Genomic DNA, 17,115 nt, shown 5'->3' on the forward strand with positions numbered 1-17,115 from the left:
CCAAATCCAAATAAATGAAATTCAAACTATTTACTCTTGCCTGTTTTCTGATAACCGGTACGTTTGTTAAAGCGCAAACTTATCAGTGGAAAACCGGCTCATCGGGCGGTTACACATACAAGTATGTAACAAGCGACCCTACATCAACCCGCTTTTACACGCTAAAAAACGGGTTAACTGTTATTCTTTCGCCTAATAATAAAGAACCGAATATCCAGTTTCGAATGAGTGTTAGAGCGGGTAGCAACACCGACCCCAAAGCTGCAACAGGCTTAGCGCATTATTTAGAACATTTGTTATTTAAAGGCACAGATAAATTTGGTACGGCAGATTGGGCAAAAGAAAAGCCTTATCTCGATAAAATTGATGCACTTTACGAAAAGTACAACAAAACTACCGACCCTGTTCAGCGTAAAGAAATTTATAAGGAAATTGATAAAACTTCGGGCGAGGCTTCGAACTTTTCGATAGCGAACGAGTACGACAAAATGATGTCGGGCATTGGTGGCAACTCTTCAAATGCGCACACCTGGTACGAAGAAACGGTTTACAACGAAGATTTTCCATCAAACGCTACTGATAAATTCTTAGCCATTCAGGGCGAGCGTTTCCGTAAACCTATTTTCAGAATCTTCCATACAGAGCTAGAAGCTGTTTACGAAGAGAAAAACCGCGGTTTGGATAACGACCCTAATAAACTGGATGAAGCAATGATGGCTTTGTTGTTCCCTACCCATAATTATGGCCAGCAGACTACCATTGGCACAATAGAGCATTTAAAAAATCCATCTTTGGTAGAAATCAGAAATTATTACAACAAATACTATGTGCCAAATAATATGGCCGCAGTATTTACAGGCGATTTTAATCCTGATGTAATGATTAAAAAAATCGACAATACGTTTGGTTACATGGTTTCAAAACCTGTTTCACTTTACAATCCTGCTCCTGAAAAACCATTAACTAAGATTCAGCAGGTTGATGTTTACGGTCCGAGTGCCGAAATGGTAGAGATTTACTACCGCGGTTTTGCTGAAAACACGCAGAACAGCTTAATGCTTAACCTAATAAAAAGTATCTTATTTAACGGCAAAGCGGGTTTAATCGATATTAATTTAAACAAACAACAAAAAACTCAGCGAGCCAGCGCCAGTTACCAACAAATGAAAGACTATGGTGTGTTTAACCTATCGGCACAACCACGTCAGGGCCAGAGCCTCGAGCAGGCATCTAAGTTATTGTTAGAGCAAATTACAATGTTAAAAGAAGGCAAGTTCGATGATGACTTAATAAAAGCCATTGTTGCGAATCAAAAACTAAGTTTTTTACAGGCCTTTGATAGCAACAACAGCAGAGCTGAATATTTATCTAACGAGTTTATTTTAAACCGCGGTACCAAATGGGACAAAAGCTTAAGCGATATTGAGGAAACGGCAAAAATTACCAAAGCGCAGGTTATCGCATTTGCAAAAACTTATTTTAAAGATGATTACGTAATTGGTTTCAAACATAAAGGTGAGGATAAAAATATTGTAAAAGTAGAAAAGCCAACCATTACGCCAATAAATGCGAACGGAAACCTGACTTCGCCATTTGTAAAAAACATTTTGGAAGCGCCGGTAAAACCGATGGAACCAAAATTTTTAGATTACAAAAAAGACATTGTAACTGGTAAAGTTGGCATTGCAGATGTTTTAACTACAAAAAACAGTGAAAATTCTATTTTTAGAATGACCTATCGATTTAACCATGGAGCAAACAGCTATAAATTATTGCCTTATGCGGCGAGTTATTTGCCTTTTTTAAGCACCGATAAATATAGTGCCGAAGAAATTAGCAAGGCATTCTACAACATAGCCTGTACTTATAGCTTATCCGTTGGAACAGAGAATACAACGATTAATATAAGCGGTTTGCAAGAGAACTTCGACAAGGCAGTTAGCCTGGTTGAACATATTTTTGCAAATGTAAAGCCAAATGAGAAAGCTTTATCTGATTTGAAAAGTACAATATTAAAAAGCAGAGAGAATAACAAATTAAATAAAGGCCAGATTATGGCCGGTTTAACTTCGTATGCGCAGTACGGCAGTGTAAACCCTTATAATAATGTGTTATCGAACGAAGATGTTAAGAATATGAAAGCAGATGATTTAATTTACCTGCTTAAAAACCTTACAAACTATGAGCACGTAATAACTTATTATGGGCCTAAAGATGTAAATGCTTTTACCGCTGATATTCAAAAGCAGCACCTGTTACCGAAAGAATTTACGCCAGCTGCGCCAGCCAAAGTATATGCATATAGCGTGCAAGACAGCAACAGAGTGTATTTTGCAAATTACGACATGGTGCAATCGGAAATTCGCTGGTTTAGAAACACTGGTTTATACAACAAAACCGACAGGGCAAACATTGAAGTGTTTAACAACTATTTCGGTGGCGGTATGGGTTCTATTGTATTCCAAACCATTCGTGAATCGAAAGCATTGGCCTACTCTACCTATGCTACTTACCAAATGCCTGATAAAGCAGACAGACAATACAGCATGTTGGCCTATGTTGGCAGCCAGGCCGATAAGATGACGGATGCGGTGAATGGCATGAATGAATTGTTAAATGTTTTGCCACAAAGTGATAAATCTTTCGATGGAGCTAAATCTAACGTTTTAACTTATTTAGAATCAAACAGAGTTACCAAAGATGGTATTTTTTACTATTATTTTGCGGATAAGAAACTAGGTTATGATTACGATTCGCGAATTGATTTGTACAAAGAATTGAAGCCAATAAATTTCGCAAGCATCAAGACTTTTCACGATGAAAAAGTTGCGAATAAGCCATACACTTACTTAATTGTTGCATCTGATAAAAAGGTGAAATTGGAGGATATGCAAAAGTTTGGTAACGTTAAAACCTTAACATTAGAACAGATTTTCGGGTACTAAGTATTAGGCAACCTGAATTACAAAGGCGATTCTCAGAAATGGGAATCGCCTTTTTTAGTTAGAGAGATTGACACACCTTTTATATCTAGTACAATTCCAGTTGCAAATAATTCAAAGAGCCATTTTGGGCCGTCTCACTGTGAAACGGGCGCCTTTTGGCTTGTGTATAAGTGAATGTGGAGATTTGGGTAAAACCTCAGCAGGCAATAATGCCCGTGTTTACCGCAGCAACTTAGTTTTATACATGGTGATATTTTAGTTGAGATAAAATACTTTGAATCGAAAAGGTAGCTCCACAAACAAACTCGTCTGCTGCGCCATAATAAATAGTTAATTCGTCGCCCTTAATCACATGGCCATTCGTAAAAACAACCTGCCCAAAAAAGCCACATAATTCATATTCCTCAGTCGGTTTCATAATAGGCTCTTCAGTTTGGGCCAAAACCTTCGACGGGTCATTCAAGTCCATCAAAAATGCGCCCAGGCAATATTGGTGTTCATTATTTGCACCGTGGTAAATTTCGAGCCAGCCTTTGTCTGTTTTAATTGGTGCGGCCCCGGCGCCAACGCGTTTACTATCCCAACTATTTTTTCGGGTTTTAATTAAACATTTATGGTTGCCCCAATGGATTCCATCCGGCGATTCCGCAAGCCAAATGTAGTTACCTCCTAAATCCACACTACTTGGCCGGTGTAGTGTGTAAAATTTGCCGTTTATCTTCTCTTCAAAAATTGCACAATCCTTGTTATGAGGTGGAATCACCATGCCGTGCTTTTCAAATGTTTTCCAATCTTTTGTGGTGCGCATACCTACACCTACGCCATGGCCGGAAACAGCTGTAAAAGTCAGGTAATAAACGTCATCAATTAAGGCAACCCTACAGTCTTCGATGCCAAAAGCTTCATCTTCACCCTCACCCTGAAGTAAAGGATAACCTTCTGGCTGGTAAAAATTGATGCCATCGTCGCTACAAACCAACCGCAAATGCGAAAGGGTCGTTAGGTAATCGGCACCCTTGTAGGTAATCACCCTCGGGTCGGTTGCAATCAAATCCGGGTCTTTTTCATTTATGGCGATAATTTCGATTCCATCATGTTTCAAAACCGGGAATGAAATTACACCTTCTATTTGTGTAGGCCTTTCGGCAACGCGAACCAGCAACCATGTTTTATTCTGGAAGGTAAAAACGCCCGGATTTAACAGGCAGGCAATTTCTAAACCATCGCGACTTGGAACTAAATCTTTTGGAGATAAAATTGGGTTTTGTGAAAATCTTTGTGCAAAATCTGTCATGACATTTGGGAAAATAGATTTCCATAGCCAGAATTGCACTGGCATGGTCTGTAAAAAGTGATCAAAAACTTCTCCACCAAAAAAACGATGGCCATGTTTTACAATTAATAACCAGCGTTTTTAGTTATTGTTCGGCCAAATTTATCTATTCCGCCCTTAAGAATCTGGTAAGCTGCCCTCCCATTAACCATTGCGAATAAAACCAAGAAATTAAAGTTTAGGCGCAATGGTTAGCCTGAATTGGCATCCAGCTAATTGGAAGACGAAATAAAACAAGAAATTATGAAGATTTGCCCTAAACGAAAACAGGCAACCAAATATTTTGATTGCCTGATTCTCGTGGTTTCTTTTTGATGTTATAAAGAATTAATCCATTTTACCAATTCGTCACGACCTTTTCCTGTTTTCTGTTGCAGTTTGCCTAACAGTTCATCATCCTGACCATCTTCATGAGCTAAATCATCGTCCGTTAAATCGCCGTAAGCTTGTTTAACTTTGCCTTTAATCTCATTCCATTTTCCTTTTAATTCTAATTTATCCATTTTATTTATCGTTTTGTATCCTTTAATATTTGTTTTTGTTTCTAAGTAACATTTGGCGGTTACATATTGTTTCAGAAGGATTTAAATACTTTTATTTGAAGAAAAACTGGATTTTTAATATTAAATATTCATACTATTTTCGTTACATTTATAGTATCTACACCTACAAACAAACATTTATTAACTAAAACCTCAAATTTGATGAAAAAACTACTACTAAGTTTATTCGTATTTTTCTGTGCGTATTCTTTTGTCTTTGCGCAAGACAAAGTAATCAGCGGAAAGGTTACGAGCCAAAATGCAGAGCCAATTCCTGGCGCAAGTATTTTTGTAAAGGGTTCACCCTCAACAGGCACACAAACAGATGCCGCCGGATTTTACAAACTATCGGTACCTGCCAATACTAAAACCATTGTGGTCAGCTTTGTTGGCTATAAAAGTAAAGAAGTTGCGTTAAGCGGACAAACCGCTAATGTAAGCCTCGACGAAGAAAATACAACTTTAACGGATGTTGTTGTTGTCGGTTACGGAACACAATCAAAACGCGATTTAAAGGGTTCACAATCTTCTGTAAGTTCAAAAGACTTAGAAAATTTACCTGTAACCACCTTCGAACAAGCCTTGCAAGGTAAAGCCGCCGGGGTAAGTATATCTGCTCAAAACGGTAAGTTGGGTCAGGGTATTACCGTTCGTGTCAGGGGTGCCGCTTCGGTAACGGCCGGTAGCGAACCTTTATATGTTGTAGATGGTATTCCAATTACATCTGGTGATTTTTCCAGCACGAGTGCCCCAACAAGTGCTTTAGCAGATATCAATACAAATGATATCGAATCTATTGAGATTTTAAAAGATGCATCTGCCTCTGCTATTTATGGTGCAAGAGCATCTAATGGCGTGGTTTTAATAACCACTAAACAGGGTAAAGTTGGTAAAACGACCATCAATTTTAGTGCTTTAGGTGGTATTAGTTCTCCATCAAACCACCGGGAATTTATGAATGCTCAACAATACGTGCAAATTTTGCGCAGAGCTGGTGATGGTGCGGCAAATCAGGATTTCTTAAATGGTGATTATGCGACACTGGCTGATGCAAAAGCAGATTATGCAACACTGGTTGAGAGCAGATTAAATAGATATTCTGCAGGAAATAACGATTACCAAACCTACAAAGTAAATTCAAACTGGGAGGCCGCAGCTTTTCAGGATAATCCGGTTACGCAGCAATATGATTTAAATTTAACGGGTGGCAATGAAAAAACTAAATTTTACATTGGCGGCCAGGCCTTAGACCAGGATGGAATTATTGTTGGAAATAGCTACAAACGTTACAGCGGTAGGTTAAATTTAACAAACAAAGTAACTGATTTCATTGAAGTTGGTGTTAATATTAATTTTTCAAACAGCATAAACAACAGGCTTTCTAATGATAACGCCTTTTCCAGCCCGCTACAAGCCGTGGCACTTTCTCCAATTACGCCATTTATCGATCCGCGTTCAGGACTTGTAAGTGGTACCTTGCCAGGTGCTGCCTCAAATTTTCCTGTTTATTACAACCCGTTTATTGGCATTGAAAACGCAAGCTACAAGGCCACCGTTTACCGTACAATTGGTAAGGCATTTGCCAATATTAATATTGCGAAAGGATTAAAGTTCAGCACTGACTTTTCAATTGATAACTTAAATCAAAATGAAGAAAGTTATTATGGTGCTTTAACTTTCAGAAATACGGGAACAGCAAATGGCGATGGCCAGAACATTTCTACTTTCGTTATCAATACAAATACAAATAATTTCTTTAGCTACGCTACAAACTTCGGTGAGAAAAGCAAATTCGACGCAGTTTTAGGTACCAGTTATCAAAAATCTACGGCTAAATATAGTACACTCGAAGGTCAGGATTTCCCAAGTGATTCTTACATCAAATTAGGTAGTGCTGCCACAAAAGTTACCGCAACATCCAACGAAAGCGCATTTAGCTTCTTGTCTTATTTCCTGAGAGCGAATTACAAATATAACGATCGTTACTTACTTGGGTTTAGCGTTAGGGCCGATGGTTCGTCCCGTTTTGGCGCAAACCATAAATATGGTTACTTCCCTGCGGGTTCAGTAGCATGGATTGCATCAGAAGAAGATTTCTTAAAAGGCAGTTCATCAATCAGTTTATTAAAAATCCGGGCAAGTTATGGTTTAACAGGTAATGCCGAGATTGGTAACTATTCGGCTCGTGGTTTATTTAGCGGAACGGGCGCATATGGTGGTAGCGCTGGTCAGATTCCAACAAGAATTGCAAACCCTGATTTAACCTGGGAAAAAACCAAACAGCTGGATTTAGGTTTAGACTTCGGTATTCTTAAAAACAGAATCACCGGTGTTTTCGACTTCTATCAAAAAAACACTTCAGATTTGTTGCTGGATGTCCCAATTCCACAAACCACAGGTTTCTCTACTAAAACCCAAAATTTAGGCAAGCTGAAAAATACAGGTTACGAGCTTGGCATAAACACCGAAAATTTCGTCGGTGCTTTCAAATGGTCAACTGCCTTAACAGCCTCAATTAATAATAACAAAATTACCGATTTAGGTGGCCAGGTTTTAAATAGCAATGAAATTAATGCTGCAATTGCTGGTCAGCCGATTGGTGTATTTTATTTGCCAGAGTACGCAGGTGTAAATCCGGCTAATGGTGATGCCATTTACTATAAGAACACGACTGACGGCAACGGAAATTTAAACAGGGAAACAACAAACGACATTAACCAGGCCCAAAGGATATTTGCAGGCAACCCGAACCCGAAATATATTTTCGGAATTAATAATACCTTCTCCTACAAGAACTTCGATTTGGGTGTTTTCTTACAGGGTGTTAGTGGAAATAAAATTTTTAATGCCGGCGGGCAATATATGAGCGCAAATGCATCTAATGGATATGATAACCAAACGGCCGACCAAATGTCGTACTGGAATGCACCTGGCGATATCACCCAAGTTCCTGAACCGCGTTTGTTTTATGCAAATGGCACAGGCAATTCTACCAGATACATCTCAGATGGTAAATACCTTCGGTTAAAAACACTAACGCTTGGTTATAACTTTGCGCCAGAGGTTTTAAGTAAATTAAGATTAAGCCGACTTAGAATTTATGCAACCGCACAAAATTTAGCAACAATTACAGGTTACAAAGGTTGGGATCCGGAAGTGAATGCCGATTATCAATCTACAAACATCAATCAGGGTGTAGATTTTTACTCCGCTCCGCAACCCAGAGTAATATCATTCGGTATAAACATTGGCCTATAATTTAAAGAGACTCATCATGAAAAAAACATATATATACAATTTACTATTTGCCTCGATGCTTTTGGCAGCCGCATCATCCTGCAAAAAGGCGCTCGATATTGATCCGGTTGACACCATTGAGCAAAGCCAGGCTTTATTAACCTCAAAAGATGTTGAAGTTGCGCTCGTTGGGTCCTACTCCGCACTTGGCAACTCGAATTTTTATGGAGGCCGGCCGTTCCTAATGGCCGATTTTTTAGCCAATACCAATGCCATTGAATGGTATGGAACGTACGAAGAGCTTACGCAAACCATCAATAAACAGCTGTTAAAAACAAATACTTTTGTTGATAATGTTTGGGCAGCTGGTTACACCGCAATTAATGACGCAAATAATGTTATTGCTGCAATTAGTAAAGTTGATGCAGCGAAAAAGAATAAAGTTGAAGGCGAGGCCAAATTTATACGAGGTGCCGCTTATTTTGACCTTGTAAGGCTCTTCGGTAAAGCATACAATGATGGAAGCCCAACAACTAATCCTGGGGTGCCTATCGTGTTAACGCCAACAACCACTGTTACCGATGCCAGTTATGTAACCCGGGCTTCAGTTGCAGCTGTTTACAGCCAGGCAATTGCTGATTTAACCGATGCAGAAGCAAAGTTACCTGCTACCAACGGTTTCTTTGCAACTAAGTACGCTGCAGCAGGAATGTTGGCCAGGGTATATCTGCAAATGGGAAACTATGCAGCAGCAGCGGCAGCGGCAAACAGGGTAATTGCATCAGGAAATTATTCACTTACACCGGCATTTATCGATGCATTTCCAGAAATGGGATCAACTCCGGGTGTCAACTCCTCAGAAGATGTTTTTGCAATGCAGGTAACAACACTTACAGGTTTCAACGGTTATAACGAATTCTACGGATCGTCAACCTATGGCGGACGTGGTGATGCAGTAATATCACAGGATTGGATTAACAATACCTATGCAGCCAATGACGATAGAATTAACGCATTTTATGATGATGGCGATATGTACACCTCAAAATATGCAAATCCCTATGGAAATGTTTCTATAATCAGATTATCAGAAATGTATTTAATCAGAGCTGAAGCAAATGTCCGTTTAGCCCCTGCCGCACCAGTTGGTGGCAGAACACCTTTACAGGATTTGGCTGTTGTTAGAAGCAGAGCTGGGTTAACAACAACCACCGCTACTTTAGCCAACATTTTAGCAGAGCGAAAATTAGAACTTGCATTTGAAGGTTTTGCGTTGCATGATGCAAAAAGAACGCAAACAAATATTGGTTCGATACCGTGGAACTCCAATGTATTGGTTTTTCCAATTCCTCAAAGAGAAATGGATGCGAATAAAAATTTAACTCAAAACGCTGGTTATTAAAATTTCGTCGAAACAAAAAAAGCTTCCTGATTTTTTATCAGGAAGCTTTTTTTGTTTAAGAGGTTTTACATTTGCTTAGCGGCTTCGATAATTTCTTCAACAACTGCTGGGTCTAACAATGTGGATGTATCGCCGAGATTAGTCGTTTCGCCCTCGGCAATTTTGCGTAAAATCCTTCGCATAATTTTACCCGAACGAGTTTTAGGGAGGCCGGAAACAAATAAAATTTTATCGGGCTTAGCGATTGCGCCTATTACTCTGGTAACCGTTTGCAGAATGTCTTTTTTGGATAACTCTGCTTCCCCATGCATTTCCGGATAAATTACAAAAGCAAAAATACCCTGCCCTTTAACATCATGAGGATAACCGACAACCGCACTTTCTACTACTCCTGCATGCATATTAATGGCATTTTCAACTTCAGCTGTGCCAATTCTATGACCTGATACATTCAGGACGTCATCAACACGACCGGTAATTCTGTAATACCCATCTTCATCACGAAGGCAACCATCACCAGTAAAATAAAGATTTTCATAGGTTGAAAAATAGGTTTGTTTACAGCGCTCGTGGTCGCCATAAGTTGTGCGCAACATGCCTGGCCAGGGAAATTTAATACAAAGATTTCCGCTTACGCCATTCCCTTCAATTTCGTTACCGTTTTCATCCACCAAAATTGGCTGGACACCAGGAAGTGGCAACGTTGCAAAACTTGGCTTTGTTTGCGTAACTGATGCAATTGGCGAAATCATAATTCCACCCGTTTCCGTTTGCCACCAGGTATCAACAATCGGCGCCTTGCCATGCCCAATCTTCTCATCGAACCAATGCCACGCTTCTTCGTTAATCGGCTCCCCAACCGAGCCGAGAACACGGATTGAGCTTAAATTTTTTCCGTGTAACGGTTCTTCGCCAAAACTCATCAACGAACGAATTGCAGTTGGTGCGGTGTATAAAGTGTTTACCTGATGTTTTTCTACAATGTCCCAGAAACGTGATGGACTTGGATAAGTTGGGATGCCTTCAAAAAGAACGGAAGTTGCACCTTGCGAAAGCGGCCCGTACACGATGTAGGAATGTCCTGTAATCCAACCGATATCTGCGGTGCAAAAATACACTTCGCCCGGCTGGTAGTTAAACACGTTGGAGAATGTATAGCCAGCATAAACCATATAGCCACCGCAGGTATGCACAACGCCCTTTGGCTTGCCAGTTGACCCAGAAGTATAAAGGATAAACAGCATATCTTCAGCGTCCATTTCTTCGGACTCGCAAATATCGTTAACATGCTTAACCTCATCTTCCCACCAAACATCTCTGCCTTTAAGCATTGATACCGGTGTGCGAACATGGGTAAGCACAATACATTTCTCAACGGTTGGGCAACCAATCAGGGCATCATCAATAACATCCTTCAATGGAATCTGTTTGCTGCCGCGATAAGCTCCATCGGCCGTTATGACTAGTTTACATTGCGAATCATTAATTCTATCGGCAATAGATTTGGCAGAAAATCCACCAAAAATTACGGAATGCACAGCACCAATTCTTGCACAGGCCAAAACGGCAATGGCCAATTCCGGAACCATAGGCATGTAGATACAGATACGATCACCTTTTTTTGCGCCATTTCTCTTCAAAACATTCGCGAAACGGCAAACCCTTTCGTGCAGCATTTTGTAGGTAAGCGTTACACTTTCTTCCTCCGGATTATTTGGTTCCCAGATAATTGCCGGCTTATCGCCATTTGTAGCGAGGTGGCGATCCAGGCAGTTTTCCGTAATGTTTAACTTCGCACCCTCGAACCACTTAATTTCAGGATCCTGAAAATTCCATGATAAAACCTTAAACCACGGTTTACGCCACTGAAAGTTTTGGGCAACCTCGCCCCAAAACTGCTCCGGATTTTCTACGCTCTTTTTATAATCTTGTTCGTATTGTTCGAATGAAGTAATTTGCATTGCTCGTGTATGTATTGTTATATCTGCTAATTTATATAAATATTGATGGATTAATCAATGATAGTTTATCAAAAACATTGCCCAGGAAATTTTCTCCATTTGCTTTAACCTAAATATTATCTTATTTTTAAAGTATGAAACCCATCAAATTAATACTCGCTGCCTTACTGTTAATCACTACTCAACAGGCTTTTTCTAAAGTGAATGGCCCTTTATTAAGAACCGATACTTTACAAAAAACAAATCAATACCTGCTGTTTAGCAAAGGTGAAAACATTGATAACGTTCGTTTTACCAGAAATAAGAAATCAAAAGACGAAACTTTGTTCATCAATATTGATTACGCCAAAACAAGTTCGGGTTCCGGCGTTAACCAAACAGGCGTACAAAGTCCTCGTCAGTTTGGGAATGCAGATAACCCAACAATTAGTAATGTTAGAATTATTTTAGGAAAATACACGGATATGAAAGCAGATGCGGTAACCAAAACAGCTACGCTTTACACGCTTTCCGGACTACAATTTCCGCTGCGCTTGCAGGTTTTCGTGATGGGAGAAATCATTGATTTTGAGCTTTCAGAACCAGGGAGATGGAATGTTGATTTAATTTTAAAAAAATAGCTGCTCTCTCTTGCCGTTTACAATTATTATTCAGATATTTGCACACTCTTAAAAAAATTAAGCGGACGATATTAACAACTATATTTACAAGTCATGTCAAGAGTTTGTGATTTAACAGGAAAAAAAGCAATGGTAGGTAACAACGTTTCTCACTCAAACGTTAAAACCAAACGCAAATTTTACCCAAACCTACAACTTCAGAAATTTTATATTCCTGAAGAAAACCGTTGGATTACGTTGAAAGTTTCTACTTCGGCGATTAAAACCATCAACAAAGTGGGTATAAGCGAAGCGATTAACCGTTTCGTAAAAAAAGGATTTTTGTAAAAAACATTAACTGTGGAGATTAACAGTTTACAATTTATAATAAAATGGCAAAAAAAGGTAACAGAGTTCAGGTTATTTTAGAATGTACTGAACATAAAGAAAGTGGCATGCCGGGTATGTCTAGATATATTTCTACCAAAAACCGTAAAAACACTACTGAAAGATTGGAATTGAAAAAATTCAATCCGGTATTGAGAAAAGTAACCGTTCACAAAGAAATAAAATAATTGAATCATAGATTGAATGATTGAGTACATATTCAATCATCCTAAAATCCACTAATTCAATCATAAAAATTTTTAGAAAACATGGCAAAGAAAGTAGTTGCAACCCTTAAAACGGGTACAGGTAAAGAATATTCGAAAGTTATCACAATGATTAAATCACCAAAAACAGGTGCTTATTCATTCAAAGAACTTATCGTACATAACGACCACGTAAAAGATGCTATCGCATCTAAATAGGTTAATATTTTTTAATATTAAAAGATATTAAAGGCCGTTCCGTTTAAACCGGAAGGGCTTTTTTTGTTATATAAAAATTTACATATGGGTTTATTCGATTTTTTCAAAAAGAAAGAAACAGCACCTGAAGCACAGGAAGCATTGGATAAAGGCTTGGAGAAAACTAAAGATGGCTTCTTTAACAAAATAACAAAAGCTGTTGCCGGAAAATCTTCTGTTGATGATGAAGTACTCGATAATCTGGAAGAGGTTTTGGTAACCTCTGATGTGGGCGTAAGCACCACGTTAAAGATTATTAAGCGTATTGAAGAACGCGTATCTAAAGATAAATATTTAAACACCTCTGAATTAAACTACTTACTCCGTGATGAGATTCAGTTGTTATTATCTGAAAACAACAGCAATGATTTCCGCCAGTTTGAATATGGCGATCATAAGCCTTATGTAATTATGGTTGTGGGCGTAAATGGGGTTGGCAAAACGACCACCATTGGCAAACTCGCCCACAAGCTTAAAGAGGCAAATTTGAAAGTTGTTTTAGGTGCCGCAGATACCTTTAGAGCCGCAGCTGTAGATCAGATTAAGTTATGGGGAGAGCGTGTTGGCGTTAGAGTTGTGGCTCAGGCAATGGGTTCAGACCCTGCGTCGGTGGCTTTTGATACCCTGCAATCTGCCGTTGCGAATGGAGAAGATGTGGTGATAATAGACACCGCGGGCCGTTTACACAACAAAGTTGGATTAATGAATGAACTTGGTAAGATAAAGCAGGTGATGCAAAAGGTTGTTCCTAACGCACCACATGAAATTTTATTAGTTCTTGATGCCTCTACCGGGCAAAATGCCTTCGAGCAATGTAAGCAATTTACCGAAGCCACAGATGTTAATGCTTTGGCCATTACAAAACTTGATGGTACGGCAAAAGGCGGCGTTGTTATTGGCATTTCAGACCAGTTTAAAATACCCGTTAAATACATTGGTGTAGGTGAAAAAATAGGCGATTTACAACTTTTTGATAAAAAGGAGTTTGTAAATAGTTTGTTTAAGTAAATTTCATTGGAAAGTTAAACACCGTACACTGCCTGATTGATTTCACAGATTACTCAATTGCACAGATTTGAAGTAATTATAGTGATGGAATAAATCAAAGTGTATTTAATTAACTTTTGCAATTGAAGTTGCGAAGTAAAAGATTTGTAGTTAAACTTAAAATCACTACAAATTTTTATACCAGCGTAATGATTGATTTGAAATTGACGATATAGTTTGTGCAGTCAGTAGAAGTCACCCAATCTTTAAAAAGTTTAAATACCCTTGAAAAAATCTGTGGAATCAAGCTTTAAGGAAAGCGTAACCAGCAAGATATGAATACCAAAACCATAAAAAAAAGTTTAACAATTAAACAACCTAAAATCAATGTGATTACATTAGGCTGTTCCAAAAATATTTACGATTCAGAAGTTTTGATGGGTCAGCTTCGCGGCAATAATTTAAATGTTGTACACGAATCCGACAAAATGGGGAAAGATGACATCGTTGTAATTAATACCTGCGGTTTTATTGATAATGCAAAGCAAGAATCCATTGATACTATTTTACAGTTTAGCGAATTAAAAGAGGCTGGCAAAATTGGCAAAGTGGTGGTTACCGGATGTTTATCTGAGCGCTACAAACCAGAACTGGAATCAGAAATTACCAATGTCGATGCTTTTTTTGGCACTAATGATTTGCAAAACATACTGCATGAGTTAGGTGCAAACTACAAACACGAGCTCATTGGCGAACGCTTGCTTACTACCCCGTCTCATTTTGCCTATTTTAAGATTGCAGAGGGTTGCAACCGTCCATGTTCGTTCTGTGCAATTCCGCTTATGCGTGGGAAACACATGAGCAAGCCAATGGAAGAGTTAGTTAACGAAGCCAAAATTCTTGCCAAAAATGGTACGAAAGAACTGATATTAATCGCACAAGACTTAACCTATTATGGGCTCGACTTATATGGCGTTCGTAAACTGGACGAATTGATGCGCCGTTTATCTGACGTTCAGGGTATTGAGTGGATCCGTTTACAATATGCATATCCTTCAGGTTTCCCAATGGAAATTCTGGATGCGATGAATGAGCGTGATAACATCTGCAAGTACCTTGATATGCCTTTACAACATATTACCGATAACATGCTTAAATCCATGCGCCGTGGTACAACAAAGCAGAAAACGATCGATTTGGTAAATCAGATTAGAGATAGGGTGCCAAATATCGCAATGCGAACTACGTTAATCTGCGGCTATCCTGGAGAAACGGAACACGATTTTGAGGAGATGAAAGCGTGGGTTGCCGAAACAAAGTTCGATCGGCTTGGCTGCTTTACTTATTCGCACGAAGAGAAAACGCATGCGCACACGCTCATTGATAATGTTTCTGATGAAATAAAACAACAACGCGTTGATGAGATAATGGAAATCCAGCAGGGTATCTCGTTTGACATTAACCAGGAAAAAGTTGGCAAAACCTTTAAGGTACTTGTGGATAAGAAAGAGGGTGATTTTTTTGTTGGAAGAACTGAGTTAGATTCGCCTGAGGTTGACAACGAGGTTTTAATTGACGCTGCCACTGGCTACGCTGCAAATGGAAGCTTCGTAAATGTTAAAATAAACCGGGCAGAAGATTTCGATTTATACGGAACGATTGTTTAATAAAAAAGAAATGGCCGATTGTAAACAATCGGCCATTTTTATTAAGTACTATTTTTTCTCTACTCTTGTTTTAATCTGGCTTGGTTTTAACCAGATTTTGGCACCTTTTGAGTTCACATAGTATTTTTCATTCTTTGCGTTAATGTACACATCAGAACCATCTGGTGCCATCTTGCCTTTCCAGGTTTTATCTGCTACTTTAGAGCCACCTTTAACAGCCACCTCGGCCGTTTTGTTACCTACAGATTTAGCGCCTTTACCAATTACTTTACCTGTTTTATCCAAAGCTTTACCAACATCGGTTTTCTTTTCTTGTGCGTTTACGCTCAAACTTAAACCGCCAAATAGTGCGAGTGTTAATAATCCTATTGCAAATTTCTTTTTCATGACCGTCATATTTTATTTGATACTAAACGTTTGGTGTTTCGTTTTTGTTTTAACCGCCGACCTCAATATTAATGTAATAAAAATTGCGGGGACAGATAGCTTTCAAATGCATTAACCTGAACGCTAAACTGCCTGCTACTTAAACATCGCTACGCGAAATCCCCCTACAGATCAATTTAACTGTTCTGCCAAAAGTTTCATCTCAATATGCGGCGATCGGTTTTCGTACAAAATATTATGAACAGCCTTACAAATTGGCATGTCTACATTGTAAGCCTCATTTTTAATGTGCATAGATTTCGCGGCGTAGTAACCCTCTGCCACCATATTCATTTCCAGCTGCGCTGATTTTACAGTGTAGCCCTTCCCTACCATATTCCCAAATGTTCGGTTCCTACTAAACTGAGAGTAGGCGGTTACCAGCAAATCGCCCAAATATGCCGATTCCATAATATCCCGATTGATGGGATGAACAGCATTTACAAAGCTTTTTATTTCACGAATCGCGTTGCTAATCAACACGGCCTGGAAGTTATCTCCGTAACCGATGCCATGACAAATACCACTTGCTACGGCATATATATTTTTTAAAACCGCAGCATACTCTGTTCCATAAATATCATCAGATACATTGGTTTTAATGTACCTCGTGTTTAAAAATGAAGCAAAAGAAGATGCCTTTTCAATATCAGTGCAGGCAATTGTTAAGTACGATAACTTTTCGAAAGCTACCTCTTCTGCATGGCAGGGTCCGCTCACAACCAGAATATCATGATAAGGAATTTGATAAACCTCGTGTAGAAATTCGCCGATAATCAGATTATCTTCTGGAACTATGCCCTTAATGGCCGAGACAATTTTTTTACCCTTTAAATCGTTAGCAGTAATGTTGCTTAAACTAGCTTTTAGAAAGGCAGCAGGCACATTTAAAACAATATAATCTGCCGCCCGTATGATGCAACTTATATCGTCAGAAATATTATCAGGTGAGATTTTTATTTCGACCGAACTAATGTAATGGGGGTTATGTTTAAAGCGTTTTATGTGCTCAATGGCTTCAGCATTTCTCATCCACCAGTAAATTTCCTTTTCAGTTAAATTATCTGATAGCATTTTTACAATTGCAGTAGCCCAGCTTCCGCCGCCAATCATCGCTATTTTTGGTACCATAGTTATAAAAAACAATTTAAGGTAAAAGGTGCAA

14 protein-coding genes are annotated in these 17,115 nt (G+C 38.9%); 9 read left to right on the forward strand and 5 right to left on the reverse strand.

Annotation, left to right across the window (positions count from 1 at the left end; translation table 11 throughout):
• Positions 1 to 14 precede the first annotated feature (14 nt).
• A complete protein-coding gene (locus AC0IWT_RS13045) occupies positions 15 to 2,945 on the forward strand; it encodes a M16 family metallopeptidase (RefSeq protein ID WP_471797498.1) in 2,931 nt (976 codons plus the stop codon).
• A 238-nt stretch (positions 2,946 to 3,183) separates the two neighbouring features.
• On the opposite strand, the gene AC0IWT_RS13050 is transcribed toward AC0IWT_RS13045, so the two are convergent.
• Entirely contained in the window at positions 3,184 to 4,239 is a 1,056-nt protein-coding gene (locus AC0IWT_RS13050) for a glycoside hydrolase family 130 protein (RefSeq protein WP_471797499.1), read from the reverse strand.
• Positions 4,240 to 4,595: 356 nt separating this feature from the next.
• Entirely contained in the window at positions 4,596 to 4,781 is a 186-nt protein-coding gene (locus AC0IWT_RS13055; protein WP_056869806.1) for a CsbD family protein, read from the reverse strand.
• Positions 4,782 to 4,982: 201 nt separating this feature from the next.
• Here AC0IWT_RS13055 and AC0IWT_RS13060 point away from each other — a divergent pair, with 201 nt between their 5' ends.
• Both AC0IWT_RS13060 and AC0IWT_RS13065 read left to right on the forward strand, forming a co-directional pair.
• On the forward strand, positions 4,983 to 8,078 hold the full coding sequence (locus tag AC0IWT_RS13060; RefSeq protein ID WP_471797500.1) for a SusC/RagA family TonB-linked outer membrane protein: 3,096 nt from the start codon (positions 4,983 to 4,985) through the stop codon (positions 8,076 to 8,078).
• Between the two features lie 16 nt (positions 8,079 to 8,094).
• The gene (locus AC0IWT_RS13065; RefSeq protein ID WP_471797501.1) at positions 8,095 to 9,459 is read left to right on the forward strand and encodes a RagB/SusD family nutrient uptake outer membrane protein; all 1,365 of its coding nucleotides are present in this window, start codon (positions 8,095 to 8,097) and stop codon (positions 9,457 to 9,459) included.
• 65 nt (positions 9,460 to 9,524) lie between these two features.
• Here AC0IWT_RS13065 and acs read toward each other — a convergent pair whose 3' ends face one another.
• Positions 9,525 to 11,420, reverse strand: a complete 1,896-nt coding sequence (acs, locus tag AC0IWT_RS13070; protein ID WP_471797502.1) for an acetate--CoA ligase — start codon at positions 11,418 to 11,420, stop codon at positions 9,525 to 9,527.
• 134 nt (positions 11,421 to 11,554) lie between these two features.
• Here acs and AC0IWT_RS13075 point away from each other — a divergent pair, with 134 nt between their 5' ends.
• From AC0IWT_RS13075 to rimO, 6 genes are all read left to right on the forward strand, one after another.
• Positions 11,555 to 12,040, forward strand: a complete 486-nt coding sequence (locus AC0IWT_RS13075; protein WP_471797503.1) for a hypothetical protein — start codon at positions 11,555 to 11,557, stop codon at positions 12,038 to 12,040.
• Positions 12,041 to 12,133: 93 nt separating this feature from the next.
• Positions 12,134 to 12,367 (forward strand): 50S ribosomal protein L28, encoded by a 234-nt coding sequence (rpmB, locus tag AC0IWT_RS13080; RefSeq protein WP_025145121.1) that lies wholly within the window; start codon positions 12,134 to 12,136, stop codon positions 12,365 to 12,367.
• A 44-nt stretch (positions 12,368 to 12,411) separates the two neighbouring features.
• Positions 12,412 to 12,594 carry a 50S ribosomal protein L33 gene (rpmG, locus tag AC0IWT_RS13085; RefSeq protein WP_010599807.1) on the forward strand — a complete coding sequence of 61 codons (183 nt, stop codon included), beginning with the start codon at positions 12,412 to 12,414 and terminating at the stop codon, positions 12,592 to 12,594.
• Positions 12,595 to 12,675: 81 nt separating this feature from the next.
• Positions 12,676 to 12,831, forward strand: a complete 156-nt coding sequence (locus tag AC0IWT_RS13090; RefSeq protein ID WP_082491331.1) for a DUF4295 domain-containing protein — start codon at positions 12,676 to 12,678, stop codon at positions 12,829 to 12,831.
• 84 nt (positions 12,832 to 12,915) lie between these two features.
• Positions 12,916 to 13,878: a signal recognition particle-docking protein FtsY gene (ftsY, locus tag AC0IWT_RS13095; RefSeq protein ID WP_056869801.1), complete on the forward strand. Its 963-nt coding sequence runs from the start codon at positions 12,916 to 12,918 to the stop codon at positions 13,876 to 13,878.
• 314 nt (positions 13,879 to 14,192) lie between these two features.
• On the forward strand, positions 14,193 to 15,524 hold the full coding sequence (rimO, locus tag AC0IWT_RS13100) for a 30S ribosomal protein S12 methylthiotransferase RimO (protein ID WP_471797504.1): 1,332 nt from the start codon (positions 14,193 to 14,195) through the stop codon (positions 15,522 to 15,524).
• A 48-nt stretch (positions 15,525 to 15,572) separates the two neighbouring features.
• Here rimO and AC0IWT_RS13105 read toward each other — a convergent pair whose 3' ends face one another.
• Both AC0IWT_RS13105 and AC0IWT_RS13110 read right to left on the reverse strand, forming a co-directional pair.
• A complete protein-coding gene (locus AC0IWT_RS13105) occupies positions 15,573 to 15,911 on the reverse strand; it encodes a hypothetical protein (protein ID WP_056869799.1) in 339 nt (112 codons plus the stop codon).
• 171 nt (positions 15,912 to 16,082) lie between these two features.
• The gene (locus AC0IWT_RS13110; RefSeq protein WP_471797505.1) at positions 16,083 to 17,081 is read right to left on the reverse strand and encodes an NAD(P)H-dependent glycerol-3-phosphate dehydrogenase; all 999 of its coding nucleotides are present in this window, start codon (positions 17,079 to 17,081) and stop codon (positions 16,083 to 16,085) included.
• Positions 17,082 to 17,115 lie beyond the last annotated feature (34 nt).

It is taken from the genome of Pedobacter sp. AC464, assembly GCF_979253075.1.